The organism is Priestia sp. P5_B4 (assembly GCF_056400385.1).
In genome coordinates this window covers 1-3,666 of the sequence record NZ_JBFULJ010000370.1, presented here as the reverse complement: position 1 = coordinate 3,666, position 3,666 = coordinate 1, and the positions used below count along the sequence as shown (strand labels likewise).

The 3,666-nt window shown below is 37.0% G+C and carries 4 protein-coding genes; 3 read left to right on the top strand and 1 reads right to left on the bottom strand.

Annotated features, from left to right (window positions below; all coding sequences use genetic code 11):
• The first annotated feature begins 193 nt into the window (after positions 1-193).
• The 3 genes from AC1DRF_RS19515 (at position 194) to AC1DRF_RS19505 (ending at position 2,925) form a co-directional block, all read left to right on the top strand.
• Positions 194-394, top strand: coding sequence for a hypothetical protein (locus AC1DRF_RS19515; RefSeq protein WP_255255704.1), 201 nt, complete (start codon positions 194-196; stop codon positions 392-394).
• A gap of 116 nt (positions 395-510) precedes the next feature.
• Positions 511-2,472 (top strand): GTP-binding protein, encoded by a 1,962-nt coding sequence (locus AC1DRF_RS19510; RefSeq protein ID WP_477741444.1) that lies wholly within the window; start codon positions 511-513, stop codon positions 2,470-2,472.
• 141 nt (positions 2,473-2,613) lie between these two features.
• On the top strand, positions 2,614-2,925 hold the full coding sequence (locus tag AC1DRF_RS19505) for a hypothetical protein (protein WP_097823349.1): 312 nt from the start codon (positions 2,614-2,616) through the stop codon (positions 2,923-2,925).
• Positions 2,926-2,993: 68 nt separating this feature from the next.
• Here AC1DRF_RS19505 and AC1DRF_RS19500 read toward each other — a convergent pair whose 3' ends face one another.
• Complete coding sequence (locus tag AC1DRF_RS19500; RefSeq protein ID WP_427076493.1) at positions 2,994-3,515, bottom strand: LURP-one-related family protein; 522 nt, start codon at positions 3,513-3,515, stop codon at positions 2,994-2,996.
• Between the last annotated feature and the right edge of the window lie 151 nt (positions 3,516-3,666).

Here is a 3,666-nt window from a genome sequence, read left to right as displayed (position 1 = left end):
GTATAGGATTGATTCTGCTATCTGTCGCACTACTATTTCTTATATCAGGAATGTTTTTACGCAAAAAGAGAAAAAAGGTATGTAGCAACAGTTTGTTAATCGCAGGAACATTGATTTTATCAGCAGGTCTATTATTAATCACTGGTTTATATGATCCGTATGCAAAACATATTTAATAGCGTATTAAAGGAGAGTGAAAAAATTGAAGTTCATGTTTGCTGTTTTATTGATTATATTCGGCAGCATTTTAGTTGGGTTGACCAGTAACAGTCTAGGCGCGACAGGTAATAACATCATGCATTTAGCTGGAATTGGGTGCTTTATAGCAGCTATTTTTATAGTAAAAGGCAAAAAAGATACTAAACGCCGTACAAAAAGGGAATGCGATGTTTAATCACGCATTCTTTTTTGATGTGAGCAGTTCTAGGCCTTTGTCGTCCACTTTTTCTTACGATTATTATAAAATAGAAAGTAACAGCTATACATACAGCAGTAAGGTGGTATTTAACAATGAAACAATCTAGCAAAACGATCGGTATCGTAGCGCATGTCGATGCAGGAAAGACAACGTTTTCCGAACAGCTTCTTTATCATACCAAAAGTATTAAACAACGAGGAAGAGTCGACCACAAAGATTCCTTTCTTGATACCCATACGATTGAAAAAGAACGAGGAATTACGGTATTTGCCGATCAAGGAACTTTTTCATATAACGGTTCTACTTACTATTTAATTGATACGCCGGGCCACGTCGATTTTTCACCTGAAATGGAACGTTCTATTCAAGTGATGGACTATGCAATTGTTATCTTAAGTGCAGTAGAAGGAGTCGAAGGCCATACAGAAACCGTTTGGCAGCTGCTTCAAAAACATCGTGTGCCCGTATTCTTTTTCATCAATAAAATCGATCGTGTAGGAGCAAATCCTGAACGTGTTATAAACGATATTAAACATAACTTAACCCCCGATGTTTTTGACATAACGTCAGAGCTTATAGATGGCTCGTTAAGTGAGGAACTTATTGAATTTATAGCTGAAAAAGATGAAGAGCTTTTAGATGCATTTATGGAAGGCAAGAATGATCAAGCTTATTGGAAAACAACTATGCAAAAGCTTATTCAAACTAATCAGCTTTTCCCGTGTGCTTGTGGTTCAGCTTTACAAGATATCGGCATTGAAAGTTTTTTAGAGAAGCTCGATTTGCTAACAGAAACTCGCTACTCGAAGGAAGAAGCATTTTCAGGTCGTGTATATAAAATTCGGCAMGATGAAAACGGCATGCGCATCACGTTTATCAAAGCTCTAAGCGGGACAATGCAGGTGCGTGATGAAGTGGCTTATGAAAAAAACGGAGAGCTATACGAAGAAAAAATCACTCGAATTCGTGCTTATAACGGAAGTACATTTAAAAACGTAAATGAAGGTTCAGCTGGCGAACTTTTTGCGGTTACAGGGTTGTCTTCAGCATCGATTGGAGACGGTCTTGGAACATTAAAAGAAAGCCGCTCCTACGAACTTTTGCCTACGTTAAAATCAAAAGTTGTTTTTGAGCCTTCTGTTCATCCAAAAGAAGGAATTAAACTTTTTCAATTATTAGATGCTGAAGACCCTTCTTTACATGTGACGTGGGAAGAAAGGACTCAAGAGCTTCATATTCATGTGATGGGAGCAATTCAGCTAGAAGTCCTCGAAAAACTGATAAAAGAACGTTTTAATATAAACGTACAGTTTGAAGAACCAGAAATTTTGTACAAAGAATCCATTCAAAATACAGTGATGGGCTACGGACATTTTGAACCGTTGAAACACTATGCAGAAGTTCATTTGAAAATAGAAGCAGCGGAACGAAACAGCGGAATTACTTTTGAAAATGCTTGTCACGCCGACGATTTATCCGTGGGGTATCAAAATCTAGTCCGTCAGCATATATTTGAAAAGCCGCATCATGGTTTGTTAACGGGTTCACCTATTACTGATATAAAAGTGACATTATGTACTGGACGAGCTCACAACAAGCATACAAGCGGAGGAGATTTTAGAGAAGCAACGTACCGTGCACTGCGACAAGGGTTAGAAAAAGCAGAAAATATTGTTCTAGAACCGTATTATGATTTCAAAATTAAAGTGGATATTGATCAAATGGGTAGGGTATTAGCGGATGTTCAAAGTGCAAACGGTCGCTTTGATTCCCCTGAAACAACCGAAAGCAAAGCGATTATTACAGGCAAAGTTCCTGTTGCTACTTTTATGACCTATGGTTCGACGCTAGCATCTTTTACGCATGGAAAAGGAGCGATGTCTCTATTATTCGGAGGGTATGAACGCTGTCATAATGAAGCAGAAGTGATTGAACAAATCCGCTACAATAAAGAGGCGGATCCCGAATACAGTTCATCGTCCGTCTTTTGCGCAAAAGGACAGGGCTATACGGTTACTTGGAAAGAAGCAGAAGAAAAAATGCACTGTTTATAAAAAGCACTGTAGCGATTGCTACAGTGCTTTTTTCGTAGCAATCTTTGCAATCTTTCAACAGCTGTTTTCTCCATACCTTTACAATAAAAACCACATTATAGTATAGTTTACTTATATTTCTAAAAAAGAGGTGACAGAAACGTGGATGCTACTGTTAATACAACTAAAAGCGGTATAATAGGTGGGATTCTTGGAGGAATTTCACTTTTATATGTCATTATTAATACTTTATTGATCCTTAACTTTTTTACAGGACTTATTGCGGCTGAAAAGCTTCAAGGACTGCCTATTATCGCACCTATCTTTTTAGTTCCGCTCATGATTGTTCCTGCAATTATTGGTTTTTTTATAAAAAAAGACAAGCTCTGTCTATGGGCGATTATTTTAAATATCATCTTGTTTCTTGTACCAATTGGCTACCATGTCATCGGTACGTTAGTATTTGGCCCTTAATTAAAAAACGAACAAACTTCAATATAAAGTTTGTTCGTTTTTTTATATCATATGACCTTCTATAACCACTATTGAGCGGGAGCAGTAGCTGTACTGCTGTTTTCGTCTTTCACGATCATCCTTACGCCTTGTACAACCGCAATTCCTTCCCACTTATCAAGATCAGGTTCGAGAAATTCTAAAGCAAACGTGTGGGGACGTAATGACAGAAAAGAAGAGAGTGTGCGGACTTGAATAATAGGAACGCCGGAACGCAAAACGTCGAATTTGCGATCTGTTATATTCCCCGTAATTTCATATGTATCGCCATCGTTTTTGATATAAAGATACTTCTTTTTAAAAAAAGTAAATTTTCGCTGAATCATGCCAACTTCATTTCCGTGGGGATCAGAAATAATCAGCTTCGGCATAAGGGCAAACATTTTAGATTTACCTGTAAATATAATTTCTTCGTCCTTTAAAATCTCAAATTTATTAGCAATAGATAACTTATATGCGACATTTCCAATAACGTCTTGTGATTCATTATAGATAGGAGATTCACCTAACTCGAAAAACTTGTCTTGCAAGATAATCCCTTGTTTCTCCATTTAAAAACCTCCTTTAGAATATATTACCATATTTTTCACCCTTTGAGTTTGGTAAGACCATTTTCATGGGTATTATTAAATAAAGTTCGTCCTTACGTGCTACGGATAATGAGAAGAATGAAAATAGGTTTCAAAGCTCATAATGTGTAAA